Raw genomic sequence first — 26,321 nt, 5'->3', positions numbered from 1 at the left:
GATCGCGATCCGTGCGCGAAGGTTACTCCCTCCCCGCCCCTCTGACGACCCCGTGCAGGCGGCTTGATCGCCTCGGCGTCAATAATCGATAGTCGACGATCAATTTTCGCCGCGTGACATGCGACCCAGGCGTCACCCTGCCGTCCGGCGACAGAATCCGCAGGAGTCGCAAGATGTGCGGGCGCCCTTGGTTCGCACCGGTCTCATCTGCAGAAACGCCCACACTGGGTGACCTGGCCGACTGGCACAAGCACGCGCAGAGGTGGGCGAATCGGGGCAGGGGTGCCCTGTGGCGGTGACGTCCGGCAAGGGGCGACCCTCGGCCATTCATCGATCTATTGACATACATCGCTCAACGCTGGCAAGGTTCCGGCCGTCGGCCGACAGCGCCGTTGGCGACCTGGGCGCTGCCCCGCTCCGTCGGCCGGCCTCGGCCCCGACCACACGTCGACACAAAGGTTTCCCGCCATGGCCGCCACGCCCCACCCGCACTCGTCCACCACCGAGGCACCGGTTCTGCTCCTCATGGGCAGCGGCGACCGCCGCTACCGGGAGTACATCGTGGCGGCCGTCTCCCGCCACTTCCGCCTGTGGCTCCTCGACGCCCACGAGCCGAGTTGGCAACTGCCGTACGTGGAGGGGACCTCACTCCTCGACACCAAGAACCTCGACGAACTCCTCGCCGAGGCGAAGAAGATCATGCAACAGCTCCCCGTCGCAGGGGTCTTCACCTACGACGAGTCCCTCGTGCACGCTGCCGTGCTCCTCGCGGAAGCCCTCGGTCTGCCCGGAAGCGCGCCCGATGCGGTGCTCGCCTGCCGCGACAAGGCGACCACTCGGGCACGGCTGACGGCAGCCGACGTGCCGCAGCCGGCCTGTACCCCGGTCTCCACGGCGGCCGAGGCACGCCGTGCGGCCGACGCGACCGGCTATCCCGTGGTGGTCAAGGCCCGTGGACTCGCAGGCAGCCTCGGTGTCGTCCGGGCCGACCACGGCGACGCGGTGGAAGCGGCCTTCGACGCGGCGAGCTCCGCCAACTGGCCCGGAGTACCGCGCTACGAGGCCGACGTCCTGGTCGAGGAGTACCTCACCGGTCCCGAGATCAGCATCGACGCGGTCGTCGTCGACGGCGTGTGCACCCCGCTGATCGTGGCGCGCAAGCAGGTCGGCATGGACCCGTACTTCGAAGAGACCGGCCACACCGTCGACGCCGCCGACCCCCTCCTCCAGGACGGTGAACTCCTGGACCAGTTGCACCGCATCCACAAGGCGCTCGGCTTCGAACACGGCGCCACGCACACCGAGTTCAAGCTCACCCCCAAGGGGCCCCGCCTCGTCGAGATCAACGCGCGCCTCGGCGGCGACTTCATCCCTCTCATCGGAATGCTCGCCACCGGGACCGACCCCGCCGTCGCAGCCGCCCACGTGGCGGCCGGACTCGCCCCCGACACCGCGCCGAAGGCGCAGAAGACCGCAGCCATCAGGTTCCTCTACCCGGAGCGCGACTGCGAGGCGGTCGAAGTGGTCGTCCGTACCGACCTCTTCGGGTCCACGGTGCACAGCGCGGTCGCGACGGCCGGCCCCGGCACCCGACTGGCCCTCCCACCCCGGGCGTACATGAACCGGTACGGCTACGTCATCGCCGTCGGCGAGGACCACGACCAGGTCACGGCCGACGTGGATGCCGCGCCCACCCTGGTCGAGCTGCGGTCGCGCCCCCTGACCGACTGACTGGCCCCCCTTTCAGGCCCCCAAGGAGCCGCCGCCCGTGATCAAGCCCTCCGACCAGCCGTCACTGCGCTGGGACGACAACGCGATCGTCACCCTCGACCAGCGCGCGCTGCCCCACGAGAGGCGGCTCCTGCGCCTGGACACGGTGGGCGACGTCATCACCGCCATCACGACCCTCGCGGTACGGGGCGCCCCCTCCATCGGTCTCGCGGGCGCCCTGGGCGTCGCGCTCTCGGCGTACACCCACTGCTCGCCGGGCAGCACCGGCGACGGTCAGGCGGCCGTGCGCGCGGACGCACAGCGGCTCGTCGCCGCCCGCCCGACGGCCGTCAACCTGGCCTGGGCCGTCGACCGGGCTGTCGGGAGGCTCGCAGACGGCCCGGACGCGGTCCTGGCCGAAGCCACCGCCATGATCGACGAGGACCGGGCGGTCAACCGGCTGATGGTCGCGCACGCGGTCCAGGCCGTACTGGACCGCTGCCCGCAGCGGTCTCTGCGACTGCTGACCCACTGCAACACCGGTCGGCTCGCGACCGCGGCCGTGGGCACCGCCCTCGGCACGATCCTCGCCCTCGCCGACGCCGGAAAGGTCACCGAGGTCCTCGTCGACGAGACCCGGCCACTCCTGCAGGGCGCCCGGCTGACGGCCTGGGAACTGGCCGAAGCCGGCGTGCCGCATCGCGTATGCGTCGACAGCGCGGCCGCCGCGGCCATGAGCCAGGGGCTCGTCGACTGCGTCCTCGTCGGAGCCGACCGCATCACCGCGCGCGGGGACGTGGCCAACAAGATCGGCACCTACGGACTGGCGATCGCCGCCGCCCACCACGACATTCCGTTCATCGTCGTCGCCCCGGAGTCGTCGTGGGACAGGTCTCTCGCCGACGGCCGGGACATCGTCATCGAGGAGCGCGCTGCCGACGAGGTGACCTCCTACGGCGGGGTCCGCACCACGCCGCGCGGTACACGCGCGTACAACCCCGCCTTCGACGTCACCCCGGCTTCCCTGATCACCGCGATCGTCTCCGAGCACGGTCTCCACCACGCATCCGAGGTAAGGGCATGAGCTACGCGCCGTCCACCGCCGCCGGCAAGCAGACCGCCCAGCAGCTGGCCGACATCTCCCGCACCCTGTACGAGCGCGGATGGATGCCGGGCACGTCCGGCAACATCTCCATGCGCCTGCCCGACGATCCCGGTCGGGCACTGATCACGGCGAGCGGCCGGGACAAAGGCGAACTGACCGCCCGGGACGTGGTGGAGGTCGACGCCCGCACGGGCCGGGCGTCCCATCCCGGCCAGGACCGCCCCTCGGCGGAGACCTCCATCCACGCGGCGGTCTACCGTGTCACCGGCGCCCGCGCTGTCATCCATGTCCACTCCCCGTACGCCACCGTCGTCGCCCACCGCGCCGCTGCCCCGGACACTGTCTCCGCGGTACGAGTGGACCGCTTCGAGCTGCTCAAGGGACTGGGGCTGAAGGACCCGACCTTCACGGACCTGCCGGTGTTCCCCAACTGGCCCCAGGTCGACCGGATCGCCGACGACGTGGCCGCCCACCTCACGGCGGACCGGGAGGGACCGCCCGGGCTCCTTCTGGCGGATCACGGCATCACCGCGTGGGGCGACTCGCTGGGCCAGGCGAAGAACCGGCTCGAATGCCTCGAGGCGCTCTGTCAATTGCTCGTGCTCTCCCAGCCCGAGCTGCATGTCTCCCGTGCCGCGCAGGCACCCGACCACAGGACCGCGCCATGACACTGCTGCAGATCATGCCGGACGACGCACCGGACACCGTCCTGCTCCGCACCCGTGACGAGGAGGCCATCGCGCAGGCCCTGCGTGAACGGTCGGTCTCCTTCACCCGGTGGCCGCTGCGCGCACAGGTGACGCCGCAGACGTCGTCCGAGGAACTGCTCGACGCCTACCGGGCCGAGGTCGACGAGTTGTGCGCCGACCAGGGGCTTCGCCTCGTCGACATCGCCCGGCTGCACCCCGAGGAGGGAGCGGAATGGCAGCAGCGCGCGGCCAAGGCACGGTCGACGTTCCTCGACGAACACCGGCACGCCGAGGACGAGGTCCGGTTCTTCGCCCAGGGCACCGGCTGCTTCTACCTGCACCTGGACGACCGCGTGTACGCCGTGGTGTGCGAGGCCGGTGACCTGCTGTCGGTTCCGGCCGGCACCCGGCACTGGTTCGACATGGGACCCGTACCGGACTTCTGCGCCATCCGGTTCTTCGAGAAGGAGGACGGCTGGGTGGGCGACTTCACCCAGGAGCCCATCGCCGATGGCTTCCCCCGCCTCGACGCGCTCCTGCGAGAAGGCTGATGCCGGGCAGCCGACGGGCCCCGGTTCCGGAGAACGGGCTGCGGGCCGTCGTCCTCGACATCGAGGGAACCACCGGCTCCCTCAGCCACGTGCGTGACGTCCTCTTCCCCTACGCGCGTGAGCGGCTCGCTCCCTGGCTCGCCGCTCACCGCGGCACCGAACCCTGGCAGCAGATCCTCGACGCGGTCACCACCCACACCGGGGCGGCCCACGACGAGGCACGTGCTCTGACCCTCCTGGAACAGTGGGCCGACGCCGATGTGAAGGCGGCGCCGCTGAAGACGCTGCAGGGACTGATCTGGTCCGGCGGCTACGCGGCGGGCGAGTTGTACGGTCATGTGTACCCGGACGTACCGCTCGCACTGGAGCACTGGAAGACACAGGGCACAGGCCGCTTCATCTACTCCTCCGGCTCCGTGGCCGCCCAGCGGGACTGGTTCGGCCACACCGCCCACGGCGACCTGCGCCCGCTGCTCGACGGCTACTTCGACCTGACGACGGCCGGCCCCAAGGCGGACGCCGACTCCTACCGGGCGATCGCGGCGGACCTGGGGCACCCGCCCGCCGACCTGCTGTTCGTCAGCGACGTCGGTGCCGAGCTCGACGCCGCGGCCGAGGCCGGCTGGCAGACGGTGGCCGTGCGCCGCCCCGACGACGAACGCGCGGCTGTGACCGGCCACGAGGCCGTCGCCTCTCTCACCCCACTCGTTTCCCGACCCGGCCCCGGGAGATCGACGGAGCCGGTCGACACGCACACGCAGGAGAACCCGAGCGATGAGTGATCCGTCCGACACGACACCGAAGGCCGACATCGCGGTCATCGGCGGCAGCGGCTTCTACGAACTTCTGGAGTCGGTACAGCGCGTCGAGGTCACCACCCCGTACGGCGCACCCTCCGACGCGGTGTCCGTCGGCACCGTGGGCGACCGCAGAGTGGCCTTCCTTCCGCGGCACGGCAGCCACCACGAACTCCCCCCGCACCGCATCAACTACCGTGCCAACATGTGGGCCCTGCGCTCGCTGGGAGTACGGCAGGTCCTCGCGCCCTGCGCCGTCGGCTCGCTGCGCGATTCCCTCGGCCCCGGAAGCGTCGTCCTCCCTGATCAGCTCGTCGACCGGACCGCCGGCCGCGTACAGACGTACTACGAGCACGGCGCCACCCACGTGTCGTTCGCCGATCCGTACTGCGCGTCGGGCCGCGCGGCCGTGCTCAAGGCCGCGGGGGAGGCGGGCGCCGACGTCCACGACGGGGGAGTGATGGTGGTCGTCGAAGGCCCCCGGTTCTCCACCCGGGCCGAGTCCCGGTGGTACGCCTCGGCAGGCTGGTCCCTGATCAACATGACGGGGCACCCCGAAGCCGTACTCGCCCGTGAACTCGCCCTCTGCTACACCTCCATAGCCCTGGTCACCGACTACGACGCGGGTGTGGAGCACGGAGAAGGTGTCTCGCAGGACGAGGTGTTCCGTGTGTTCGCGGCGAACGTGGAACGCCTGAAGGGCCTGGTCCTGAAGACCGTCGACGTCCTGGAGCGCGAGCGGGCCTGCGCGTGCGCGAAGGCGCTGGACGGGATGGACCTGCCGTTCGAGCTCCCCTGACGCGGCGGTCGGTACGAGCCGGATCCGTACCGGTCAAGAACGTGCGGGCTGATGCCGGTCACCGTGGTGACCGGCACCGGTCATTCGACCACCGGGCTACGGCGCTCCACGAGGAGGACGTCGCGCCAGACGCCGTGGTGGCGGGCCACGCGTTCCCGCCGGCCCAGCACGCGGAACCCCACGGACTCGTGCAAGGCCAGGCTCGCCGTGTTCTCGGGGAAGATGCCTGCCTGGATCGTCCAGATCCCCGCCTTCTCCGTGGAGACGATCAGCGCTTCCAGAAGCGCTCGTCCCACGCCGGCTCCGCGCGCCGTGGGACTGACGTACACGGAGTGCTCGACGACTCCCGCGTAGGCGGGGCGAGCCGAGACGCGGGACACCGCCGTCCAACCGACGACCTGCCGTTGAGGGTCGAGCGCCACGAGCCGGTGGGCGGGCAGCTTGGAGGTGTCGAAGGCGCTCCACGGCGGTGCGGCCGTCTCGAACGTGGCGTTTCCCTCGTCGATGCCCTGCTGGTAGATCGCCATGACGGCGGGCGCATGGTCGTCGGTCATGGGGGCGAGAGCGATTGCGGTGCGTGGGGGTGCGGCCATGCTCGGCTCCTTTCCGGGTGCGCTCCTGGAAGGTGCGCACGGGCGGGGACGGCGACGCTCCTGTGGCGGCGCCGGCCGCCACAGGAGCGTGGGTGGGGGGTGAGGAGGAGTTCCAGGTCAGAGGATCGCCAGCGAGACCAGGCCGATACCCATGCTGCCGAGGAGGCCCACGCCGAGGTAGAACGCGAAGACCTTGGCCTTGACGACGCTCTTGACAGCCACCATCGCCGGGATCGTCGTGATGGCACCGCCGAGGAGGAAGGTGACACCCGCGGCAGCGACCATGCCCTGGTCCAGGAGGCCCTCGACGACCGGGATGGCACCGACGCCGTTGAGGTAGAGCGGGACGCTGATGAGCCCGGCGACCAGGACGGAGAGGACGCCGTCCGTGCCCAGGATGCCCGACACGACGTCGGTGGGCACGTAGCGGACGATCAGGGCTTCGAGGACGATGGCGAGCAGCAGCCACTTGCCCAGGATCAGCGAGTCGCTGACGATCTCCTTGAGGATCTCGCCGGCGCGGAGGTTCTTGATGTCACGCCGGACGAGCACACGCCACGGAGTGCCGTCGTCGTCCGCGTCGTTCCGTGCGGGCGTCGAGCACCCTCCCGCTGCGGGCGCGGGCTCCTGTGCGGTGCCTCCGCAGCCGCCCTCGGACGTGCCGCCGCCCGCACCGCTGCCACCGACGGTCACGGGCTCGGGGACGGTCGCCTTCGCCGTGGAGCACGCCGTCTCGGGAACGGTCACCGTCTCCTGCGAGCAGGTCTTCGCCGGCGTCTTCTCCTCAGTGGAGTCGAGCAGCGGATCGGCGAACCGTCCACGCCGTTCGAGCGCCAGGACGATGAGACCCGCGCCGAAGCTCAGTGCCAGGGCACCGATGAGGCGGGCGGTGGCGATGGGGAGCCCGAGCTGGGCGGCGGAGAGCGCGTAGATCTCCGGGTCCATGGAGGGGGAGGCGATCCAGAACGACATGACCGCCGAGAGCGGGACGCCGGCTATCAGGAAACGGCGGATCAGAGGGATCACGGTGAAGGAGCAGAAGGGGCTGAACGCTCCGATGGCCGTGACGATGGCGATGCCGAGGACGCCCCTGCGCCCGTGGGCGAAGCTGCGGCGCGCGACCACGTCGATCGACAGACGCTGTACGGCGATCCCCAGGACGATGGCGACCAGGAACCACGGGAGATAGTGCAGCACCTCGAACAGGATGAACCGGCCAAGGGCCAGCAATTCGTCCACAGGTGAACCTCTCTGAGACGGTGACACATGAGGGGGAGCGGCGCCGTGAAGGGACGTACGGGGGACGTGGCGAGCCGCGGGGGAGGCTCGATCGGCATCCCCTTTATCGAATATCGATGATAGACGATTAAAGAGATGCCCGGCAATGGGGATCAGGGGTCCCTCGTCGCGCCGAAGTGGCCTGTCCCGTACATTCGGTGGCGGCATCCGGGAAGTGGAGCTTGTTCCCAGGTCGCACTGATGCGGCTGCCTTCCATGTGGTGCCTACACAGTCGCTCGTGCCAGCGGTTTCGGACGTACATGAGGCGCCGACGGGCCTCCGCCGGCTCCCCCCGGGCCCCCTCTGTGCGGAACGAACCTTGCCGTCGTGGGCGGTCATCGAATAACATCGATGGATCATGAGCGGTACGATGAATGCCCAGCTGATCGACCGAAGCACGGCCGAGTCCTATGCAACCTGGTTCAAGGCCCTCTCCGATCCCACCCGCGTGCAGATCCTCAATCTCCTCGCGCTGGCGACCGGGCCGATGAGTGTCGGCGAGATCGTGGACCGGATGGGCGTCGGACAGTCGACGGTGTCCCACCACCTGAAGCTGCTCGCCGACGTGCGCTTCGTCCTGCGCGAGCGCCAGGGGACGTCGATGCTCTACTCCATCAACGTCGCCTGCGTGGCTTGCTTCCCCAGTGCTGCCGACGCCGTCATGGGCCGCCCCGCGGCCACGGCGTGAGGGCCGGCCCATTGACCAAGTCGACCCCGCACATATCCGGTGCGAACGCTGCCGCCTGCTGCCCACCCATCGTGACCGCCGCGCTGTCCGAAGGGGACGCCGAGATCATGTCGGCGATGTTCAAGGCGCTGGCCGACCCCGTCCGGCTCCGCCTCCTGTCCAGAGTGGCATCGCACCCCAATGGTGAGGCATGTGTCTGTGACATAGCCGACGTGGGCGTCTCCCAGCCCACGGTCAGCCACCATCTGAAGAAGCTCCGGGAAGCGGGCCTGCTCACCTCCGAGCGGCGCGGTACCTGGGTGTACTACCGCCCGGCGCCCGGTGTCCTGGCCTCGCTCGGCGCGTTTCTCGCCGACACCGAGAAGGCCGGGAAGGAAGAGATCTCTCTGGCGGCCCACGTCTCCTGAGGTCCGGCGCCGCTGCCCCTGAACCCGGGCGGCGGCGCCGTTCTGTCGTGGCCTGCCTGCATGCCGGGCAGGCCGTGCGTTCGGCCCACGAGCGGCGCCACGTAACGCCGCCCGTGGTACCCCGGCGGCCTGGAGCCGGGGTCAGGCCGAGGCTGCCTTGGTGAGGAGGGCTCCCATGGCCGCGAGGACGGTGGGCTCGACGCGGTAGTAGACCCAGGTGCCGCGCCGCTCGGAGGAGAGCAGCCCGGCCTCCTTGAGCTTCTTCAGGTGGTGGGAGACCGTGGGCTGGGAGACGCCGACATCGGAGATGTCGCAGACGCAAGCCTCTCCGCCTTCGTGCGAGGCGACGGAGGAGAAGAGCCGCAGCCGGACCGGATCGCCCAGCGCCTTGAACATGACAGCGGTTCGCTCGGCCTCCTCGGCGGTCAGCGGCCGCTCGTTCAGGGGCGGGCAGCAGGGCGCTGTCTCGGGCTCCAGTACTGGCAGCACCTTCACGTTCGACATCTATCTATGTTGACACATGTCGAACCAGGTTGGGGTCGTTGTCGACTTCGATCCGGTTGTCGCAGAAGGTCCACTCGCACCGCCAACCGCTACAGCCATCGGCGGTGGCGGGGCTTGCCGACAGCGCTCCCCATCCGGTGACCGCCGCCGCGATTCCGAAGAGGCGCGAGTGCCTCGATGTCCGGGTCATGGCGAGCGAGCGTCGTTCTGTCCCCGGAGCCGCACCCAGCCTCGTTCCGGCCGTACCGAGGCGGTCGCCAGCTTCGACGGATGTCTATGTTGACGCTTGTCGAATCAAGTGCCATGCTGAAGGCGCAAGAGATCGACGAACGTCGAATCAAAAGGGGAAGAGCCGTGAACGTCACCGCCACCGCCACCGACCAGCTGCCCGTCGTGGTCGTCGGAGCCGGGCCCGCCGGTCTGGCCGCTGCCGCGCACCTCGTCGGCCGAGGCCTGGAACCCCTGGTGCTGGAGGCCGGCACCCAGGCGGGAGCGGCGGTGCGGGAGTGGTCCCACGTACGGCTCTTCTCCGCCTGGGGCGAGGTCGTCGACCCGGTCGCCGAGAAGCTCCTGGCCCCGACCGGCTGGGTGAAGCCCGACGCGGACACGTACCCGACCGGCGGAGACTGGGCGGCGGCGTACCTTCAGCCGCTCGCGGACCTCCTCGGCGACAAGATCCGGCTCGACGCCCGGGTCACCGGCATCTCCCGCACCGGCCGCGACCGCGTCGTCGACGCAGACCGCGAGCAGCAGCCCTTCACCGCCCACGTCCGGTACGGCGACGGACGCGAGGAACGCGTCCTCGCCCGCGCCGTGATCGACGCCTCCGGTACGTGGTCCACCCCAAGCCCGGCAGGCGGCGACGGCCTCCCGGCCCTCGGTGAGCGCGCGGCGGCCGACCGGATCTCCTACCGCGTCCCCGACCTCAAGGACCCCGCCGTGCGCGCCCGGTACGCGGGCAGGCGCACCGCCGTCATCGGTTCCGGAGCCTCCGCCTTCACCGCGCTCGCCTCCCTCGCCGCTCTCGCGAAGTCCCAGGACGGCGCGGACACCCGTGCGACCTGGATCCTGCGGCGCGGCATCTCGGGCAACACCTTCGGCGGGGGCAGCGCCGACCAGCTCCCCGCCCGTGGCGCCCTCGGCCTCGCGGCGAAGGCCGCGGTCGACGAGGGGTACGCGGAGGCCGTCACCGGCTTCCGTACGGACACGATCGAGCCCGACGGCGAGCGGCTGGTCCTGGTCGCCGAGGACGGCCGCCGGGTCGAGCAGGTCGACGAGGTCATCGTCCTGACCGGCTTCCGCCCCGACCTGACCTTCCTCGACGAACTGCGCCTGGGTCTCGACGAGCGGCTCCAGGCCCCCATCGAGCTCGCTCCGCTCATCGACCCGAACCAGCACTCCTGCGGCACCGTCTACCCGCACGGCGTGAGGGAGTTGGCGCACCCCGAGGAGGGCGTCTACCTCGTGGGCATGAAGTCCTACGGTCGCGCGCCGTCCTTCCTCGCCCTCACCGGCTACGAGCAGGTCCGCTCGGTCGTCGCCGCCATCGCCGGTGACCGGGAGTCCGCCGAGCGCGTCGAACTCGTACTTCCCGAGACCGGGGTCTGCGGCGGCGCCGGCCTCTTCGACCAGCCCGCCGACCCCACGACCGAGGCCGACGGCTGCTGCGCGACCCCGACGGCGCTCCAGATCGGCGTCGGAGCACCGGCCGCCTCCGGCGGCTGCTGACCCGCCCATCCACCCACCCGCAGCTGGAGGAACACGATGTCCCGCGTACAGCTCGCCCTGCGCGTTCCCGACCTGGCGGCATCCGTCGCCTTCTACACCAAGCTCTTCGGCACCGAGCCGGCCAAGATCCGTGACGGCTACGCCAACTTCGCCATCGCGGAACCGCCCCTCAAGCTCGTCCTCATCGAAGGCCCCGAGAACGAGGACACTCGTCTGGACCACCTCGGCGTCGAGGTCGACACCACCGAGGCGGTCCACGCCGCCACCGCCCGCCTGGGCGAGGCCGGTCTGCCGACGACGGAGGAGAACGACACCACCTGTTGTTACGCCCTCCAGGACAAGGTGTGGGTCCACGGCCCCGGCCGCGAACCGTGGGAGGTGTACGTCGTCAAAGCAGACGCCGACACCCTGACCAGGCAACAGGGCAGCGCTTGTTGCGCCGGCGCTGCGGCCACAGTCGACAACGAGGCCACTGCACCGGTCGCCGCCGGCGGATGCTGCTGATCTCTCGATGGCCGACCTTCACACCCGCGGAGCCGCGACCGGAGCAGGGGACCGGTCGCGGCCTCGCGTCGTCCTGCCCGCGCTCTGCGCCACCCAGATCACCAGTTGGGGCATCGTCTACTACGCCTTCCCGGTCCTGAACCCGCAGATCACCGCCGACAGCGGCTGGTCCACCGGCGCCACGACGGCGGCGTTCTCGTTCGCCCTGGTTGTCTCTGGCCTCGCCGGAATCCGGGTCGGCCGGATCATCGACCGCCGCGGCCCACGCACGGTCATGACGGCAGGCTCCGTGGCCGGGGTCCTGAGTCTGGTGATCGTGGCACTGGCACCGAACCTGCCGGTGTTCTTCGCCGGGTGGCTGCTGGGCGGGTTCGCCATGGCGGCCACTTTCTACCAGCCCGCGTTCGCCGCACTCACTCGCTGGTGGGCCCCCGATCACGTCCGCGCCCTCACGATCGTCACCCTCGCCGGCGGCCTCGCCTCCACGGTCTTCGCGCCGCTCACCGCGGCCCTGGCTACCCATCTGTCGTGGCGGGAGACCTATCTGGTGCTGGCGGCGATCCTCGCCGCCGTCACGATCCCGGCCCACGCGATCGCGCTGAAAGCCCCCTGGCCGCCGGCACCATCCTCCTCGGCCGGTACGGACGCGAGCCCCGGCACGGTCGCCCGTAGCCGACCGTTCCTCCTGCTCGCGGTCGCGTTCACGCTCTCGGCCTTCGCGATGTACGCCGTCGTCGTCACCCTCGTCCCCCTCCTGCTCGAACGCGGCTACACCACATCCCAAGCGGCCTGGGCTCTCGGCCTCGGCGGCGCAGGCCAGACCTTCGGCCGCGCTCTCTACGCGCCACTGGCCCGCCACACCGGGACGACAGTCCGCACCGCGACCCTCATCGCCCTCGGCGCCCTGACCACCGCGGCTCTCGCCGTCACGCCAGGCCCGTACGGCCTGGTGATCGTGGTGTCGGTCGCCGCCGGCATGGTCCGCGGCAACCTCACCCTCCTCCAGGCAACCGCGATCACCGACCGCTGGGGCTCTCGGCATTACGGCCGACTCTCCGGAATCCTCACCGCTCCAGTCATGACCGCCTCAGCCCTCGCCCCCTTCGCCGCCGCCCTTCTCGCGGGACCGCTGGGCGGCTGTCCCGAGCTGTTCGGAGCGCTGGCTGGTGTCGGGGTGGTGGCAGCCGTGGTCGCGACGGCGACATCCGTCCGGATCGCGAGGTAGGCGGAACTGTTCGTGGTCTGCCGGCCTCGGGGTGATCTCCCTTTCGACGGTGTCTGCGTCCAGAGTTGCGAGTGCGGAGGGTCCGTCCTGATCCACCACGCTTCGGGGGGATGGCGCCGTCGAAGGGATTGAGAATCCGAATCTGGCCACCAGGCACGGCGACGTCGATCGAGCGCCCCGAGGTTGACTCGCCGCCACGGCGGCCGGGACGGACTTCCGTCGGGCGGCCTGTCGGGTGCGGATGAAGGCGCGCCGACGCGCGTACGTGGGGGTGGTCGCCGAGTATCTCGGCGCGGTCGGCGGGCAGTCTTTCGGCCAACCCCGCTGCCGATCATTTTCGAGCGCCTCAAGAAGCTGTGGAAGGGCCTCGGCGCCGCAGTGCTCCTCAGCATCGACACGGACGCCGTCAACCGGGCTGTCGACACCTACGAGACCGGGCTGCGGACGCAGACGCAGAAAGTGAAGGGCCTGCTCGAACCGCTGCGGGAGGCCTCGCGCGCGGTGCCGACCTTCCAGTCGGAGTCGGCGAGGGCGGAGGCGTTCGGGGCGCGCTCGCTCTTCGAGTTCGACCGGTCGATCGTCCCGCTCAACGAGCAGTCCCGGGACCCGAACAGCAGGTTCGGCATCGACCTCGCGTCGATGGAGTGGGAGAGAAACGACTTCCAGCCCCCGCACCCCGAGGCTCTGAGGCTCGGGAAGGAGGCCCACACGATCGACAAGCACATCGGACTCACCCCGGAGCAGCTGATGCACCGGCTGCGCGACCAGGGCGGCGCGGACGCGTCGACGTTCCGCGACCTTCCGTCCGCCGAGCAGTACGTGCACACCGCGGTGAACGACCCCGCGAGGAGGAACGAGCTGGAAACCTGGATGCGCAACCAGGAGCGGAAGGTCGCCGACGGCACCTTCAGGCCCGGATCCGTCAAGGCCTGGGACTTCCCGGTCACGGACGCGAACGGGCAGCAGGTGGCTGTCGGGACCTCGGTGAGCCAGGCGGACTTCGCCACGTCGGGCTACTCGGCCCAGGCGAAGAACGTGCACACGGTGCACGTGGTCCTCGCCTACTCGCCCGAGTCGAAGTCCTTCTACGTGCTCACCGCCTATCCGAAGGCCCCTTAGCATGCGTCAGGTGACCGAACCGACTGACTCCGTCCTCACCAGCGGGGTGCTCGCCCGCCTCGTCGACCTCGCCGTGGCCTCGCGGAACCCGGGGGCCGCCCCGTTGGAGGACGAACTCCAGCGGTTCTCCAGGGTGATGCAGGACTCGCACGCGATCGCCTGGGTCATGCCCTTCAGCGCGGTGGCCTCGCTCCTCGACGGACTGGCGGACGAGTACGGCACGGAGCGGTTCAGCACCAGACCGGCCGCTTTCCGTGACCGGCTCGCCCTGGCGGCCGGCGGCGAACCTGTCGATGCGTTCCTGCGCTCCCTGGCGGAGCTCGTCCGCGACCCGTGGTTCGGCGTCTGCCCGCGCTACGACGAACTGCCGCTCTCGCAGTGGGAGGCACTGGCCCGTTTCGACGTCGTCAACGAGTTCGCGTCACAGCTGCCCACAGGTGAGTACGGCAGCGACCCGGCGGCGGAGGCGCGTGACCTGGTCGCCATGGACCACCCCGACTGCCACGGCAGGATCGCCGATCTCGCCGGTCAACTCCAGCGTGTCCTTTACATGTTCCGTTCGCCCGCCGAGCTCGACGGGGCCTTCGCGCCCGTCATGCCGTCGGTGACGAGCGCACGGCTGCGGCTGCTCCTCGATGCCGTCCACGCCCACTTCGCCGAGCAGCACTGACCCACCACACCATCGCCCCGGAAGGAGCCGTCGCCATGCCCGTCGAGCCGAACCTCGCCGTGACGGACGAGGACCTGAAGCGTCTCGCGGACGATCTGGACGCCATGCGGACGCACATCGACGGGCAGGTGCGCCGGATGGACGCGATCGTCGACCGGGCCGAGGCGCGGTGGCGCAGCGAGGCGGCGACGGCGTACCGGAAGCTGCACCGCGAGGCCGGGGCGGACGCCGTACGGGTCCGGGAGATCCTCGGAGTCCTCGCGCACGCGGTCCGGATGAGCCGGGACGGCTTCACGCGCCAGGAGCTGGACACCCTGCGGCAGTTCCGGGCCGAGGTGAAGAAGGTCGACATCGACGCGGAGGTACGGGAGCTGTCCGGCGAGGGGCCGGGCGGCGCGGGTCCCGGTGGCGGTTCGGCACCGGTCAGCCGGATCAGCGAGCTCTGAACGTCCGCACCACAGAGGGGGAATCGTGAACGACGACGGCTCGATCACCGTCGACCTGGCCGCACTGCGCGAGATGGCGGGCGAACTCGAGGACATCGTGAAGAAGCTCAACGAGCGCCTGAGCGCGCTGTACGACCGCACGGTGCCGGTCGTCCTCGCCTGGCAGGGCGAGGCCCGCGAGGCCTTCGTGGACGAACTCGACCGCTGGGACCGGCAGATGGAGGACCTGCAGGCCGCGCAGAAGTGGCTGCACTCCGTCGTCGCCACCGGGCACGCCAACTACACCGCCGCCCAGCGGGCCACCCTGCGCGGCTGGGGCGGGGCCTGACATGACGACACCCCCCGCGCCCCCCGCGCCCCCCGCCCAGGCCCGCGCCGACCGCGCCGCGACCTTTCCGGACCAGGCGACCGCCCAGTGGGCCACCCAGCAGGTGATCACGCTGAACGAGCAGGTCATCCACCGCTGGCTCGCCCAGTCCACGCGGCAGCGGCTCGTGATCGAGGCAGCCTGGCCCTCGCGGCCCGATCCGGTGGGCACGCTGCTCACCACCGGGATGGCGCTCGCCGGCCAGGAGCCGATCCCGGTGCGCGCCGCCAGGGTCGTGCTCCGCCGGACCGGATCCGGCGAGCCCGGCGCGTACCCCTTCACCGTGCACTCCTCGCTGCCCGTCGACCTGTAGAGGCCACCGTGTCCCTGAACCCCGCCGAGCACGACCGCAAGTACGGCGAGCTCGACCAGGTCGTCCGCGCCCATCTCGGCCTCGGTCCGCACGCTCCCGAGGCGGTGGCCGGCTATCTGAGGCAGACCTGGCGCACCCGGCCCTGGGCGATCGCCGTCGCGGCCGAGCAACTGCGCGTCTACGCCGACAATCCGCCGGGGCGACTGCGGCTGCGGCTCGGCGAGTACTACCGGCTGCCCGACGTGGGGGTACCCCCCGAGGAGATCCGGGACTGGCTCACGGATCTCGCCGACCGGCTCGACGGGAGCCTCGCGAACGGGCAGGCGCCACCGCCTGCCACGCCCGCGACGCCCTGGGAGTGGCGGGCCCGCTTCCCCGAGCTGGCGCAACTGCTCGGCGGCTGGTTCTCGCAGGACATGCCGGACGAGTTCGGCGACCACGAGGCCGCGCTCGCCGACTACCTGGCGGGCACCGATACGGGGCTCGTCGCCCAGCTGACGGGGGAGTTGCACGACCTGCTCGCCCTCGGCCTCGACGAGGACGGCCTGGCCCTGGCGCTGGTGACGCTCGGCGCGGAGGTCGAGCCCCCGGTGCCGTTCACCCCCGGCGCCTGGCTCGCCACGCTTGCCGTACGGCTGCGCGGCTGAGCTTGTCCCGCGGTGATGCGGTCGCGATGCCTTCGAAGGCCCCGAGCGCCTCCCGCGCCCGGCTCAGCGGCGGATGCCCGCGTATGCCGACGGGGAGATGCCGCCCTCCGCGCCTGCCGTGCCGCCCACGGTCCATACCCGGCCGGCCTCGTCCGTCGCGGCCCCGTACAGGTAGCCGGCGCCGGGCGGTTCCTCGGTACGGGTGAGGAAGCCCCGCGGGCCGGGAGTCAGGACGTAGTTCCCGGCCGGGTTGACGGCGGGGTCCATGGTCTCGCCCACGACCACCGGGCTGCCGGAGCCGTCGAAGGCGATGTCGAACAGCTGGCCCGTCTCGGCGGGGGTACGGACCGTGCGCCACGCGCGACCGTCGTAACGCACGATCACGGGACGCCGCCACAGCTTCTCGTCCCTGATGTGGCCGACGGCCCAGATGTCGTTCGCCGCCCGCATCTCGATGCCGTCGTACATCGCCCCGTCGAGCGAGGGCGGCAGGCTCTGCCTGGTCCACGACCTGCCGTCGAAGCGGGAGACGCCGTCGCCGATGGCGTGGGCGACGCCGCCGGGGCCCACCTCCAACTGCGCGACCCAGGTGAGCCCGGTGTCCGCGGGCAGCCGGGTCCAGCCGCCGCCCCCGTCCGCGTCCCCGCGGAACATGACCGGCACGTACTCGCCGGCCGGGTCGGCATAGCCGCCGTACACCCAGACCGAGCCGGCAGCGTCGACGTCGACGGCGGACAGTGACGTATCGCCCGCGCCCTCCGGGAACGGCAGGGCGACCTCGCTCCACGCGGTGCCGTTCCAGTGCTGGAGCAGTGCGCGGCCCCGGTCCCAGTCCGTGTCGCCCACGGTCTCGTTGCGGGTGCCGACGGCCCACACCTCGTCGGGCGCGCCGACGGCGAGGTCGTCCAGACGGCCGTGGTCGGCGGGCTGCGGGGGCGCCTGCCAGCCCTTGCCCGTCCAGTGCATCGCCACCGGCGCGAAGGGGCGGGTGGTCGCGTCGCTGCGCAGGCCGACCGCCCAGGTCGCACCTCCGGCGGTCTCGACGTCGTACAGCACGCTGCCGTTGCTGTCCGCCGGGCTGACGTCCCGCCAGCTCGTGTCGGCGGCGGCGGGTGAGGCAGCGGTGGCGACGACCGCCGCAAGTCCGACGGCAAGGGCGGTCGTAGCCCGGGGCAGGGAAAGACGTCGCATGAAGGCATCCTCGGCTCGGTGTGAAGTACGTGACGTGCTTGCTCTCCGTACCTTCGATGCGCTGAGGCACCGAAAATGTTTCACCCTCATTGGAGCGGGTGCCGGTCATGTCGCGGGCGTGCAGGACCTCGCCCCGGACGGTCAGCCCGGCCTCGAACTCCGAGGGGTCGGTTCTCCACGAGGTGGGTGGAGGCGTCCGCCGCCGACAGCGTGATGGTGATGAGGAAGTCGGTCGCCGCGAAGCCCAGCAGGGTCAGGACGAACAGCTTGCCCTTCCAGGAGGACAGCAGCCGGGACAGCATCGCGATCGATCCCTCGCCGCGCGGGCTCTCCTCCGCCATCCGCCGGTAGACCGGGAGGGCGCCCGCCGGCGTGACGATCACCAGGACGGTCGTCGCGATGGGAGAGAGCAGACCGGCGGCGAGAGCGGCGATGCCGGGCGGGTAGCCGAGGGTGGAGAAGTACGGGTCTCGGGAGGGGTGGACATGGAGCGCTCCAGGGTTCTGCTCGATGGGGGGTCTCGGCCGCCGGTCCTGCGGCCGAATCACCGCAAGCAGCACGGATGCGCGCGGGCTCGGCGAGCGCGTCAGGGAAGCGTCGAGATCCGCCGTTGGGGCATCACCTTCCTCACACCGGTCGCAGCCAGGAGGCGTACGAGACGCCTGCGAGGGGGTCGAGGGAAGGCTGCGGCGGGGGCCGCCTGTCGTGCGCGGTCGGTTCATGGTTCCCTGAATTCAGGAATCGCTGTACTGTCGCCCTGTGCTGACCACCGCCCCTGAGGTCGAGGTGCTGGCCCGTTTCGGCCGGGCGCTCGCCGATCCCCTCCGCTGCCGCATCCTGCTCGCCCTGCGAGCAGGTCCCGCCTACCCCGCCGATCTCGCCGACGCACTCGGCGTGCCCCGTACGAGGCTGTCGAACCACCTGGCATGCCTGCGCGACTGCGGCCTGGTGGTCACGGTGCCCGACGGCCGCCGCATCCGCTACGAGCTCGCCGACGCCCGCCTCGGACACGCCTTGGACGACCTGCGCACCGCGGTGGTCGCCGTCGAGACCGACCGCACCTGCCCGGACGCCGAGACCAAGGACTGCTGCTGATGACCACCGGCATACCCATGTCCGTGGGCTCGTCCCCGGCCCGCCGGGACGTCCTCACCCGCCGCATACGCCTCCTCGTCGCCGCGACCATCACGTACAACGTCATCGAGGCGGGCGTCGCCCTCACCGCCGGCACGCTCGCCTCCTCCACCGCCCTCATCGGCTTCGGCCTCGACTCCGTCATCGAGGTCTCCTCCGCCGCCGCGGTCGCCTGGCAGTTCTCCGCCCGCGACCACGCCGTCCGTGAGGCCCGTGAGAAGACGACCCTGCGGATCATCGCCGTCTCGTTCTTCGCCCTCGCCGCGTACGTCACCGTCGAGTCCGTACGCGCCTTCGCGGGCACGGGCGAGGCCGGGCACTCCACCGTCGGGATCGTCCTGGCCGCCCTGTCGCTGGCCGTGATGCCGTTCCTGTCCGCGGCACAGCGCCGCGCGGGCCGTGAACTCGGTTCCGCGAGCGCGGTCGCCGACTCCCAGCAGACCCTGCTCTGCACCTATCTGTCGGCGGTCCTGCTCGTCGGCCTTCTCGCGAACAGCCTCTTCGGCTGGTCCTGGGCCGATCCGATCGCCGCCCTCGTCATCGCCGCCGTCGCTCTCAAGGAAGGCCGTGACGCCTGGCAGGGCAAGGGCTGCTGCGCACCCACGCCCGGAGCGCCCAAGGCCGAAGACCCCACAGAAGACGCGTGCGGCTCCGGCTGCTGCGCCTGATCGGGCGACCGGCGGGCATGGACGTCGTCGATGCTCGGGTCCGCCGCCACGGCGCCGGCCGTCATCGGTGCACTCCCCGGTGGTCGTGACCCCCGTTGGGTGTGCCGCCCACACGCCGGGAGGGTTCTGCGGGGTTGTCCATCGGCCGCCGCTCCGGAGTACGAATGTACGGCGCCGATTCGATCGCGCCGTTCCTGGAGGAGTCGGATCGACGGCCGGATCGGTTCCCGCATCCGCGGGCCCGCGCCCGGTGGGTGGGGCAGGAGGCGGGCCCGCCCCCCCGCCCCACCGAGCACCGTCAGGCGAGGGCGGCCCGTGCGAGCCTTCCCCGTCCTGCCGCGTCCTGGTCCGCGGCCGGCGCGGGCCGGGGCGCCTCCTCGCCCCGGAGGAGGGCGATCAGCGAGATGCGGGCCCGAGCGACGCGCGAGCGAGGCGGACCGGGCGGCAGCCGCGGCCGCCACCGGCGGACTCGCGCCCTGGGCCGACGCCGACACCGCGACCCGTGGACTGATCCTCTGGTACGGCACTGCCCTGGCCACCGGGGACGCGGATGCGGACGCCCTGCGCGCGGGTCAGGAGCCCGACCGCGATGCCGAGCAGCGCCACGTGCATCATGGCGAACCGCACCGGCATGATGTCGAGCCCGACGATGACGACGCCGATCACCGGCAGCCCGATGGCGGCGAGGAGCAGGGCGAACCCGGCCCGCTGCACCGGTACGAGCTGGAGCACGGCACCGAGGTCGGCGGCCGCGAGGGCGTTCAACGCACCTCCCGCAGCCGTCCGGCGGCCATCTCCAGGACCCGGTCGCACCGCTCGGCGAGCGCCCGGTCGTGGGTGACGACGACGAGCGTGACCGGCAGCGCGGCCAGCACGTCCGCTGCCTCCTCCTGCCCTTCGAAGTCGAGCGCGGCGGTCGGCCAGGTCGGCGGCGGAGCGCGCCCCGCGCCAGCCGACCTCGATGGTGACGCTCGTCTGCCGGTGCAGCCCCAGGACCGCACGCAGCAGCGTCGTCCTCCCGGACCCGTTCGTCCCGGTCAGCGCGACGCGTTCACCTGCGGCGATCTCCAGGTCCACCCCGGCGACGGCCTCGGTGCGACCGTTCCGGCAGGCGACTGCGCGCATCCGTATGTCCAATCCGCCCGTCCTCTGCCTCTCGCCGCTGTCGTACCGGTGCGGTGAAGAAGTCGGACGCCGGGGACGCCGGGTTCCCGCGTCCTGACAGGACACCGGGGCGATCGCAGATGCCTGCGGGAGGGCCGCATAGACTTTCCGCACCCCTACCGCGCCGTGCTCAGGAGCCCCCATGCACCCCTTCGATGTCGAGAGCCTGACGGCGGGCCGGTGGCGCAACGGCGGGGGCGCCACCCGGGAGATCGTCTCGTGGCCGGCGGGCGGCGGGGAGTTCGGGTGGCGGGCGAGCGTCGCGGACATCGACCGGGACGGGCCGTTCTCGGCGTTTCCCGGGGTCGACCGGACGCTCACCCTGCTGGCGGGCGACGGTGTGCGGCTGGCCTCGCCCGGAGTGTTCGACCGGCTGTTGTCGCGTCCGGGCGAGCCGCTCGGGTTCTCCGGCGACCTCGCGCTCGCCGCCGAACTGCCGGGCGGGGCCTGCCGGGTGCTCAACATCATGGTGAGGCGTGGCCGCTGGACGGCCCGGGTGGACCGGGTCGCCGGTCCGGTCGTGCCGCCCGGCGGCCACGCCGGGGTGTTCTACGTGCTGCGCGGCACCTGGCGGGTGGGGCCCGAGGGGCGCATCGCGGCCGACGGCCAGGGCGTGTGGTGGGGCGAGGGCGACGACGCGGCGGGCCGAGCGGTCTCGCCGCTCTCAGCCGACGCCGTCGCCCTGTGGGCGGATCTCGTGCCCGTGGGGTGAGTACGGGTCAGTCGACGGGCGCCGCCACCCGGTCGGTGTCTTTGGTGTCTTCGGTGCCCTCGGTGGCCGCCGGATGGACGGTCTCGGCGGGCGGGTCGGCGGTGCGCCGCACCCACAGCCAGTACAGGGCCGCGGTGACCAGCAGACCGACGATCCACGAGATGTCGGCGCCGTCGAGCCTCCTGGTGATCGCGCCGGTGTAGAGCTTGGTGGCCAGGAACGGGATCTGTACGGCGACGCCCACGACGTAGCAGGTCAGCGCGGTGACGTTCCAGCGCCCGTAGCGGCCGTCCGGGTCGTACAGGGCGGGGATGTCGACCCGCTCGCGGGAGACCAGGTAGTAGTCGACCAGGTTGATCGCGCTCCACGGGGTGAACACCATCAGGATCAGGAGCACGAAGTTCTTGAAGTTGTTCAGGAAGTCGGCGCTGGCGGCGAGCGCGATGAGGATCGACACCGCGGTGAAGCCGACGATGTAGGAGGCGCGGGCGACGGCCGAGATGCGCGAGCGGCCGTCGAACGCGGTGACGGTGGTCAGGATCGACATGAAGCCGCCGTACGCGTTGAGGCAGTTGACGGTCAGCTTGCCGACCACGATCACCAGGTAGATGAGGAAGGCCAGGGCCGCGGGCCCGGCCAGGTCACCGAGGAAGCCCACCTGGTCGGTGAGGAAGGCCTTGCCCGCGACCGCCGCGGTGAGCGCTCCCAGCGTCATGGCCCACTGGGAGCCGATGACGGAGCCGGCGAAGGTGGACCAGAACGTCGCGCGCGTACTGGTGTCGCGCGGCAGGTAGCGCGAGTAGTCGGCGACGTACGGACCGAAGGTCAGCTGCCATCCGGCGCCGAGTCCTACGGCGAGCAGGAAGGTCGCCGTCTCGAAGCCCTTGTTTCCCACGTGCGCGCCGACGTCGTACTGCGTGAACACCCGGACCAGCAGGTAGCCGAGGCCGAGGACGCCGACGACGGTGGCGATGCGGCCGGCGATGTGGATGAGCCGGTAGCCGGTGACGGCGACCACGGCGGTCAGCACGCCGAAGACGAGGATTCCGATCGCCGTGTTGTCGATGTGCAGCATCTCGGACAGCGCCTGGCCGGCCAGTACGCTGCCGGTCGCGGCGAAGCCGAGGTACATGAGGATCACCAGGAGCAGCGGCAGGACCGCCCCGTGGACGCCGAACTGCGCGCGGCTGGAGATCATCTGCGGCACGCCGAGCCGCGGCCCCTGTGCGGAGTGCAGCGCCATCACGATGCCACCGAGCACGTTGCCGATCAGCAGCGCGGGTATCGCCCACAGCGCGTCGGCGCCGAAGACGACGGCCAGCGCGCCGTCGACGATCGCGGTGATCTGCATGTTGGCGCCGAACCACAGGGTGAACTGGCTGCGCGGCGTGCCGTGCCGCTCGGCGTCGGGGATGACCTCGATGGTGCGCGTTTCCAGCGCGAGTCGTTCCCCGGGGGCGTGTTGGACCGGCATGGTGGAGACCTCTCCCCGCAGCGATGCGTGTGTCTGGGCGAACCGCAGCCGTCGACCCGCACCGCGGTGCGCCGAATCTCGCATAGTGGTCTGCAGGTATCAAGACTCTGAATGAACAATTTCAACAGGTGGTCGTTCCGCTCACGCGCTCTCCACACGAGAGCCCGTCATTCGCTCACCGCCGGGGTCAGGGACATGTTCCAGAAATCGGCGTAACGGCCACCGCGCCGCAGCAGTGCCTCGTGGTCGCCCTCCTCCACGATCCGGCCGTCGGCCAGGAAGACGACGCGATCGGCGCGTCGGACGGTCCGCATCCGGTGCGCGACCATCACCACCGTCCGGCCGGCCATCAGGCGCTCGATGCCCTCGTGGACGGCTGCCTCGTTCACCGGGTCCAAGGCGGAGGTCACCTCGTCGAGCAGCACGACGGGCGCGTCCTTCAGCAGCGCTCGCGCGATCGAGACACGCTGGCGCTCACCGCCCGACAGCAGTGCGCCGCCCTCGCCGACGTTCGCCGCCCACCCGCCGGGCAGCCGCTCGATCACCTCGTCCAGCCGTGCCGCGGCGGCCGCCGCCCGTACCTCGGCCTCGTCGGCGTCGGGCCGGCCCAGGCGTACGTTCTCCTCGATCGTGCCGTCGAAGAGATAGACGTCCTGGAAGACGATGGCGAACCGCGACATCAGCACGTCGGAGTCGATGTCGCGGACGTCCGCCCCTCCCACGCGCACCGCGCCCGCGTCCACGTCGTAGAACCGCGCGAGCAACTGCAGCAAGGTGCTCTTGCCGGAGCCCGACGGTCCGACGACGGCGAGCCGCTGTCCTTGCGGCAGGGACAGGGACAGGTCGTCGATCACCGTCCGGTCCCCGTGCCGGAAGGTGACGGACCCGAACTCCAGGTCGTGGCGCACCGGCTGGACCGGCTCGGCCGGTTCCGGCAGCGGCTCGGTGCGCAGTACCGTGTCGAGCCGCGCCAGCTCGTACCGCGCGCCGCGGAGTTGGCCGCCGATGTCCGACAGCGACAGCAGCGGATCCGCGCAGCGGCCGGCAAGGACCAGGAGCGCCAGGACCTCCGCCGCACCGATGTGCCCGCCCAGCGCGAGATAGGTCCCCAGGGCCGCCACGACGGTGAACGCCAGCTGCACCGCGAGCGCCACCCCCACCACGCCGGGCAGCGTGGACAGCGCCGTCCGGCGGGAGGCGCGCCGGACTTCACGCAGCGAGTCGTCGAGCATCCGGAAACGTTCGGCCGTCCGGCCGCCGGCCCGCAGCACCGGCTGGGCCTGGAGGTACTCGATGACGCGCCCGGTGGCCTCGTGGTCGCGCGCGTGGCGCTCCGCGTCCACGGCGGCCATCGAGCGCCCCGCCAGGATCTGGACCGCCGCCACGACCGGTACGGCGGCCAGCGCGGCCAGACCCATCTGCCAGTTGAAGGCGAGCATGACGGCGACGATCGCCAGGGGAGTCACGGAGGCGGAGATGAACGGTGCAAGGAGATGCGCGATCACGCTCATCGCCTGGAGGACGCCGCGGCTGGCCAGGACGGACACCTCCCCGACGCGGCTCGCGTCGTACCAGCCGATGGGCAGCCGGGCCAGGTGGTCGCCGAGGCGGTGGTACGTGCCGCGCAGGAGCGTGGTCCCGGCCCGGAATCCGGACCGGTCGCTGACGTAACGCAGTACCGCGTAGCCGGCGACCGCGGCGCCGAACGCGATGAGCCAGGGCCAGGCGTCCTCGGGTGCGGTCCCGAAGAGCGCGCGCAGCACGGGCACAAGCAGGGCGTACGACAGGCCCTCGACCAGGGAGGTCATTGTCATCAGGGCCACGGTGCGACGCACGGGCCGGGCGTACTCGTGCCCCAGTACACGCAACAGCAGTCGAATCATCGGGGCTCGTCTCCTCGCGGTGCGCCACCGTGGGCTTCGGTGCGGTCGGCGATCGCCGACCGCTGGGCTTGCCAGAACGCGGCGAACCTGCCGTTCCGCGCCAGCAGTTCGGCGGGCGCGCCGCGCTCGACGACCGATCCGTCGTCCAGCATCACGACGGTGTCGGCATCGGCGATCGTCTCCAGGCGATGGGCGATGACCAGGGTCGTGCGGGTGCCGCCCGATGTCGCCAGTGCGCGGCGCACCGCCCGTTCGGTCTGCGGGTCGGCGAAGGCGGTCGCCTCGTCGAGTACGAGAACCGGCGCGTCGGCGAGCAGCGCGCGTGCGAGGGAGATCCGTTGTGCCTCGCCGCCCGAAAGACCGGCGTCCTCGCCGATCACCGAGTCGTATCCGCGGGGCAGTTCGAGAATCCGGTCGTGAACGTGCGCCAGCTCGGCGGCGCGCATCACGTCGTCGAGGCCGGCGTGCGGTACGGCCAGCGCGATGTTGTCCGCGACCGAAGCGCGCAGCAGCCGGACGTCCTGGAAGACGAAGGAGACCTTCCGGTAGAGCTCCCGGCTGCCGAGCTCGCGCAGATCGACGCCGCCGAGGGCGACCGAACCGTGGGTCGGGTCGAAGAACCGCGGCAACAGCTGCACCAGTGTGGACTTCCCGCTGCCCGACGGACCGACGAGCGCGGTGACCGTCCCCGGCTCGAGCACCAGGTCGATCCCGCGCAGTACCTCGTGACCCGCTTCGTAGCCGAACCGGACGTCACGCAGCTCCACCCGGTGCCCTCGGGGCGTGGCCGGATGGGTGGGCTCCGGCAGAGGCCGCACCTCCAGCACGTCCCGGATCCGGCCGACCGCGCGCCGGGCGGCCTGCATGTCGTCGAAGCCGTGCCCCAGGGCCGCCACAGGAGCGGTCAGGCCCCATCCGAGCAGCAGGAAGGGCAGCAGGTCGGCCGCGTCCATGCCACCGGTGGTGATGAGAGCCGTACCGCCGATCAGTACGACGAGCAGCACGAACGGTGGCGAGAGCGCCACCTGCATCCCGGCGGCGATCCCGGCGAGCCCGCGCACCATCCGGAAGAAGCTGTCGGCGAAGTCGTCCACGGCCGTGCGGAACGTACGGTGGGCGCGCTCGCTTCCGCCGAACGCCTTGACCACCGCGATGCCCTGGACGAACTCGACGACCGAACTCGCGATCCGCCCCATGCCGACGTCGAACTCCTTCTGTTCGCGCAGCCGCGTCGGGGTCATCATCAGGGGGACCAGCGCCACCGCCAGCACCACCGGTATCAGCGTGATCAGCGTGAGCCGCCAGTCGACGGTGAACAGATAGATCAGCGAGACCAACGGCACCACGAAAGCGGAGACCAGCTCGCCCGGGGTGTGGGCGATGAACGGGTGTACGGCGCTGACGTCGTCCCCGACCACCTTCGCCAGCTCGCCGGTCCCGCGCCGGGAGAACCAGCCCATCGGCACCCGCCCCAGCTGAGCGGCCAGTTGCCGGCGGAACGTCAGTTGCACCTGGCCGTCGACGATGTGCCCGACTCCTGACGACGCGGCCGTGAACAGCAGTCGGAGGAAGAGGCCGGCCGCACCCGCGGCCACGACGATCCAGGCGTGACCGTGATCGATCGGGCCGGGCGCGAGCAGGGTGCGCCCCAGCTCGACGACCGCGAGCAGCGGCACCAGACCCGCGAGGGCGCCCATGACCTGCAGGGTCACCATGACGGTGAACGTCGCGAAGTAGGGGCGCAGCAGCCCCGCCAGGCTCCGTCCCACCGTGGGATCGGCATCGGGTGGTGGTGCTGTGGACTGCTCCCTCGCCTCGGCGAGGTCGGTGGCGGTCATGGTGAACTCCCTTCCAGGTGCTGCTCTTTGACTTTCCGAACGTGTTCCGAAAGTAACACGAGACAAGCGGGTGCGAACGCGCATGCCGGACCGCGCGCGTTTCGAGGCGGTGGTGA

At 71.2% G+C, this 26,321-nt stretch carries 27 protein-coding genes and 3 pseudogenes; 20 read left to right on the top strand and 10 right to left on the bottom strand.

All coding sequences use genetic code 11. The features are described 5' to 3' along the window. Window positions 1-468 precede the first annotated feature (468 nt). Genes N5875_RS04850 through N5875_RS04825 form a run of 6 tightly spaced genes read left to right on the top strand, consistent with a single transcriptional unit; the run spans window position 469 to window position 5,651 of the window. Window positions 469-1,731 (top strand): ATP-grasp domain-containing protein, encoded by a 1,263-nt coding sequence (locus tag N5875_RS04850; RefSeq protein WP_338492029.1) that lies wholly within the window; start codon window positions 469-471, stop codon window positions 1,729-1,731. Between the two features lie 37 nt (window positions 1,732-1,768). Then, entirely contained in the window at window positions 1,769-2,794 is a 1,026-nt protein-coding gene (gene mtnA, locus N5875_RS04845; protein ID WP_338492028.1) for an S-methyl-5-thioribose-1-phosphate isomerase, read from the top strand. After that, a complete protein-coding gene (gene mtnB / locus N5875_RS04840) occupies window positions 2,791-3,483 on the top strand; it encodes a methylthioribulose 1-phosphate dehydratase (protein WP_318209402.1) in 693 nt (230 codons plus the stop codon). Before mtnA ends, mtnB begins: the two co-directional genes overlap by 4 nt. Beyond that, the gene (locus N5875_RS04835) at window positions 3,480-4,055 is read left to right on the top strand and encodes a cupin (protein WP_318209401.1); all 576 of its coding nucleotides are present in this window, start codon (window positions 3,480-3,482) and stop codon (window positions 4,053-4,055) included. Before mtnB ends, N5875_RS04835 begins: the two co-directional genes overlap by 4 nt. Then, entirely contained in the window at window positions 4,055-4,837 is a 783-nt protein-coding gene (mtnC, locus tag N5875_RS04830) for an acireductone synthase (RefSeq protein WP_318209400.1), read from the top strand. The genes N5875_RS04835 and mtnC overlap by 1 nt, the downstream gene beginning before the upstream one ends. Then, complete coding sequence (locus N5875_RS04825) at window positions 4,830-5,651, top strand: S-methyl-5'-thioadenosine phosphorylase (protein WP_318209399.1); 822 nt, start codon at window positions 4,830-4,832, stop codon at window positions 5,649-5,651. The genes mtnC and N5875_RS04825 overlap by 8 nt, the downstream gene beginning before the upstream one ends. An 80-nt stretch (window positions 5,652-5,731) precedes the next feature. Here the strand turns inward: N5875_RS04825 and N5875_RS04820 are convergent, their stop codons facing one another. Together N5875_RS04820 and N5875_RS04815 are read right to left on the bottom strand one after the other, a co-directional pair. Then, window positions 5,732-6,244, bottom strand: a complete 513-nt coding sequence (locus N5875_RS04820; RefSeq protein ID WP_318209398.1) for a GNAT family N-acetyltransferase — start codon at window positions 6,242-6,244, stop codon at window positions 5,732-5,734. 117 nt (window positions 6,245-6,361) lie between these two features. Next, complete coding sequence (locus N5875_RS04815; protein WP_318209397.1) at window positions 6,362-7,483, bottom strand: permease; 1,122 nt, start codon at window positions 7,481-7,483, stop codon at window positions 6,362-6,364. A gap of 398 nt (window positions 7,484-7,881) precedes the next feature. On the opposite strand from N5875_RS04815, the gene N5875_RS04810 reads away from it, so the two are divergent. Next, a complete protein-coding gene (locus N5875_RS04810) occupies window positions 7,882-8,211 on the top strand; it encodes a metalloregulator ArsR/SmtB family transcription factor (protein WP_318209396.1) in 330 nt (109 codons plus the stop codon). Window positions 8,212-8,243: 32 nt separating this feature from the next. Further along, window positions 8,244-8,618: a metalloregulator ArsR/SmtB family transcription factor gene (locus N5875_RS04805; RefSeq protein WP_318209780.1), complete on the top strand. Its 375-nt coding sequence runs from the start codon at window positions 8,244-8,246 to the stop codon at window positions 8,616-8,618. 141 nt (window positions 8,619-8,759) lie between these two features. Here the strand turns inward: N5875_RS04805 and N5875_RS04800 are convergent, their stop codons facing one another. Continuing rightward, on the bottom strand, window positions 8,760-9,122 hold the full coding sequence (locus tag N5875_RS04800; protein WP_318209395.1) for a metalloregulator ArsR/SmtB family transcription factor: 363 nt from the start codon (window positions 9,120-9,122) through the stop codon (window positions 8,760-8,762). A 303-nt stretch (window positions 9,123-9,425) separates the two neighbouring features. Between N5875_RS04800 and N5875_RS04795 the strand changes: the two genes are divergently transcribed. The 9 genes from N5875_RS04795 to N5875_RS04755 all read left to right on the top strand — a co-directional run bounded on the left by N5875_RS04795 (window position 9,426) and on the right by N5875_RS04755 (window position 16,141). Further along, a complete protein-coding gene (locus N5875_RS04795; protein WP_338492025.1) occupies window positions 9,426-10,850 on the top strand; it encodes an NAD(P)-binding domain-containing protein in 1,425 nt (474 codons plus the stop codon). 36 nt (window positions 10,851-10,886) lie between these two features. Continuing rightward, a complete protein-coding gene (locus N5875_RS04790; RefSeq protein ID WP_338492024.1) occupies window positions 10,887-11,354 on the top strand; it encodes an ArsI/CadI family heavy metal resistance metalloenzyme in 468 nt (155 codons plus the stop codon). 7 nt (window positions 11,355-11,361) lie between these two features. After that, window positions 11,362-12,579, top strand: a complete 1,218-nt coding sequence (locus N5875_RS04785; protein WP_318209392.1) for an MFS transporter — start codon at window positions 11,362-11,364, stop codon at window positions 12,577-12,579. A 378-nt stretch (window positions 12,580-12,957) separates the two neighbouring features. Next, a complete protein-coding gene (locus N5875_RS04780; protein WP_338492023.1) occupies window positions 12,958-13,698 on the top strand; it encodes an RNase A-like domain-containing protein in 741 nt (246 codons plus the stop codon). A 10-nt stretch (window positions 13,699-13,708) separates the two neighbouring features. Continuing rightward, window positions 13,709-14,368, top strand: a complete 660-nt coding sequence (locus N5875_RS04775) for a hypothetical protein (RefSeq protein ID WP_318209390.1) — start codon at window positions 13,709-13,711, stop codon at window positions 14,366-14,368. Between the two features lie 35 nt (window positions 14,369-14,403). After that, window positions 14,404-14,814 (top strand): WXG100 family type VII secretion target, encoded by a 411-nt coding sequence (locus N5875_RS04770; RefSeq protein ID WP_318209389.1) that lies wholly within the window; start codon window positions 14,404-14,406, stop codon window positions 14,812-14,814. A gap of 73 nt (window positions 14,815-14,887) precedes the next feature. Next, a complete protein-coding gene (locus N5875_RS04765; RefSeq protein WP_318209779.1) occupies window positions 14,888-15,142 on the top strand; it encodes a WXG100 family type VII secretion target in 255 nt (84 codons plus the stop codon). Between the two features lies 1 nt (window position 15,143). Then, window positions 15,144-15,494 carry an RNase A-like domain-containing protein gene (locus N5875_RS04760; protein ID WP_338492020.1) on the top strand — a complete coding sequence of 117 codons (351 nt, stop codon included), beginning with the start codon at window positions 15,144-15,146 and terminating at the stop codon, window positions 15,492-15,494. Between the two features lie 8 nt (window positions 15,495-15,502). Next, window positions 15,503-16,141 carry a contact-dependent growth inhibition system immunity protein gene (locus N5875_RS04755; protein ID WP_318209387.1) on the top strand — a complete coding sequence of 213 codons (639 nt, stop codon included), beginning with the start codon at window positions 15,503-15,505 and terminating at the stop codon, window positions 16,139-16,141. A 63-nt stretch (window positions 16,142-16,204) separates the two neighbouring features. Here the strand turns inward: N5875_RS04755 and N5875_RS04750 are convergent, their stop codons facing one another. Both N5875_RS04750 and N5875_RS04745 read right to left on the bottom strand, forming a co-directional pair. Further along, complete coding sequence (locus N5875_RS04750) at window positions 16,205-17,332, bottom strand: hypothetical protein (RefSeq protein ID WP_338492019.1); 1,128 nt, start codon at window positions 17,330-17,332, stop codon at window positions 16,205-16,207. 170 nt (window positions 17,333-17,502) lie between these two features. Further along, window positions 17,503-17,896: pseudogene (locus N5875_RS04745) on the bottom strand (amino acid transporter); the annotation flags it as partial. 195 nt (window positions 17,897-18,091) lie between these two features. On the opposite strand from N5875_RS04745, the gene N5875_RS04740 reads away from it, so the two are divergent. Then, window positions 18,092-18,427 (top strand): metalloregulator ArsR/SmtB family transcription factor, encoded by a 336-nt coding sequence (locus N5875_RS04740; RefSeq protein WP_318209385.1) that lies wholly within the window; start codon window positions 18,092-18,094, stop codon window positions 18,425-18,427. Further along, window positions 18,427-19,134: a cation transporter gene (locus tag N5875_RS04735; protein ID WP_318209384.1), complete on the top strand. Its 708-nt coding sequence runs from the start codon at window positions 18,427-18,429 to the stop codon at window positions 19,132-19,134. The genes N5875_RS04740 and N5875_RS04735 overlap by 1 nt, the downstream gene beginning before the upstream one ends. Window positions 19,135-19,704: 570 nt before the next feature. On the opposite strand, the pseudogene N5875_RS04730 reads toward N5875_RS04735, so the two are convergent. Both N5875_RS04730 and N5875_RS04725 read right to left on the bottom strand, forming a co-directional pair. Further along, a pseudogene (locus N5875_RS04730) lies at window positions 19,705-19,899 on the bottom strand (metal ABC transporter permease); the annotation flags it as partial. Continuing rightward, window positions 19,896-20,259, bottom strand: a pseudogene (locus N5875_RS04725) (ABC transporter ATP-binding protein). The pseudogenes N5875_RS04730 and N5875_RS04725, both read right to left, overlap by 4 nt. 181 nt (window positions 20,260-20,440) lie before the next feature. Between N5875_RS04725 and N5875_RS04720 the strand changes: the two are divergent. Then, entirely contained in the window at window positions 20,441-21,010 is a 570-nt protein-coding gene (locus tag N5875_RS04720; RefSeq protein WP_338492017.1) for a HutD family protein, read from the top strand. A gap of 7 nt (window positions 21,011-21,017) precedes the next feature. Here the strand turns inward: N5875_RS04720 and N5875_RS04715 are convergent, their stop codons facing one another. The 3 genes from N5875_RS04715 to N5875_RS04705 all read right to left on the bottom strand — a co-directional run bounded on the left by N5875_RS04715 (window position 21,018) and on the right by N5875_RS04705 (window position 26,082). Further along, complete coding sequence (locus N5875_RS04715) at window positions 21,018-22,484, bottom strand: cytosine permease (RefSeq protein ID WP_338492015.1); 1,467 nt, start codon at window positions 22,482-22,484, stop codon at window positions 21,018-21,020. A gap of 167 nt (window positions 22,485-22,651) precedes the next feature. Next, the gene (locus tag N5875_RS04710; protein ID WP_318209381.1) at window positions 22,652-24,367 is read right to left on the bottom strand and encodes an ABC transporter ATP-binding protein; all 1,716 of its coding nucleotides are present in this window, start codon (window positions 24,365-24,367) and stop codon (window positions 22,652-22,654) included. Then, window positions 24,364-26,082 (bottom strand): ABC transporter ATP-binding protein, encoded by a 1,719-nt coding sequence (locus tag N5875_RS04705; protein ID WP_338499091.1) that lies wholly within the window; start codon window positions 26,080-26,082, stop codon window positions 24,364-24,366. The genes N5875_RS04710 and N5875_RS04705 overlap by 4 nt, the downstream gene beginning before the upstream one ends. Window positions 26,083-26,321: the final 239 nt, after the last annotated feature.

The sequence above is a fragment of the Streptomyces sp. SJL17-4 genome, assembly GCF_036826855.1.
Classification (GTDB): Bacteria; Actinomycetota; Actinomycetes; order Streptomycetales; family Streptomycetaceae; genus Streptomyces.
Note: the sequence above shows the minus strand (reverse complement) of the source record. Positions and strands in the feature narration are given on the sequence as shown.